This window comes from Streptomyces sp. MB09-02B, from assembly GCF_033794485.1.
Classification (GTDB): domain Bacteria; phylum Actinomycetota; class Actinomycetes; order Streptomycetales; family Streptomycetaceae; genus Streptomyces.
This window is the reverse complement of sequence record NZ_JARGEE010000991.1, coordinates 1-646: the sequence shown is the minus strand read 5'-3', so window position 1 is coordinate 646 and position 646 is coordinate 1. Positions and strand designations below refer to the sequence as shown.

At 74.3% G+C, this 646-nt stretch carries 1 pseudogene; it reads right to left on the bottom strand.

What is annotated here, in order from left to right:
- A pseudogene (locus P1P70_RS45510) lies at window positions 1-646 on the bottom strand (hypothetical protein); the annotation flags it as partial.

Genomic DNA, 646 nt, shown 5'->3' with positions numbered 1-646 from the left:
TCGGCTTATCATGAACGCTATTTGTCGGCAGCTTCGAGTGTGTATGAGGGACAGGTCGAGTTCGGTGGGGCCCTGTTGCCGGCCGAGGAGGAGCAGGGCGTGGACGACGGGGCCGATCCGGTGGCGCGGCACGGGGAGGTTGCGGGTGGCGCGGCGGGCCTGCCTGCGTACGCGGGCCTCCGAGGGCATGGTGCCCCAGCCCCGCCGTGCCTCCGCCTGGGCGACCCAGCCGTGGTGCACGAGCGCGTGCAGGGCGGCGTCGAGGTCCAGGTGGGCGCCCTGGATCCAGTCGGCCAGCTCCTCGTGGGCGAAGCGGTAGCCGTCGCCGGCCGGGACGAGCAGGCCCTCGGTGAGTACGGCCGAGGCCCAGCCGGTGGTGCCGCCGAGCCGCCGTCCCGGCACCGGTCCCCACGGGAACACCGCCTCGAACGCCGCCCGGTCCAACTCCCCCTGGCCCGGGCCGAGACATCGCCGGGCCGCCTCGTGCACCTGCCCCGAAACCTGCGCGGCCAGCCGCCGCACGCCGGCCCCTCGCACCCCGTTCACCGCAGCGAGCCGCACGGCGACCCGCAGACACATCAGATCCAGATAGGCAGCCAGCACGTCGTCCCTACCGGGGCGACCGGACGGGTTGGGGGGTGTGGGG